The organism is Adlercreutzia sp. DFI.6.23 (genome assembly GCF_024462535.1).
GTDB lineage: Bacteria > Actinomycetota > Coriobacteriia > Coriobacteriales > Eggerthellaceae > Adlercreutzia > Adlercreutzia rubneri.
Map to the genome: position 1 here is coordinate 1 of NZ_JANGBP010000441.1, position 305 is coordinate 305.

Consider the following 305-nt stretch of genomic DNA (forward strand, 5'->3'; position numbering starts at 1 on the left):
AGCTGGAGCAGCTGGCGCCGCGAAGGACAAAGTTGTTGAAGCGAGAACTTGGCACGTGAGGTGAATCCTTTGCCCGTGGGCTATTTGAGCGATGGCGTGCGTGCCCTTATTCGCAATCCGGAAACCGGTGAGGAGCTGCTTTGCGGGGAAGTGGGAGAGATATACCTTGCGGGAAACACGGTGTCGGCGGGCTACTACCGACGTCGACCTTTACGTCGTCACAAAAGACGCCGCTAAGAGACCCCTGGCCTACGGCGCTTTGGTTCGCAAGGCGCTTCTCTGGATGAAGCGTCCCAAGGACGTGC

1 protein-coding gene is annotated in these 305 nt (G+C 58.7%); it reads left to right on the top strand.

Going from position 1 to position 305, the window contains the following annotated elements; all coding sequences use genetic code 11:
- Positions 1-48: 48 nt before the first annotated feature.
- The gene (locus tag NE591_RS14055) at positions 49-237 is read left to right on the top strand and encodes a hypothetical protein (RefSeq protein WP_256156952.1); all 189 of its coding nucleotides are present in this window, start codon (positions 49-51) and stop codon (positions 235-237) included.
- Positions 238-305: the final 68 nt, after the last annotated feature.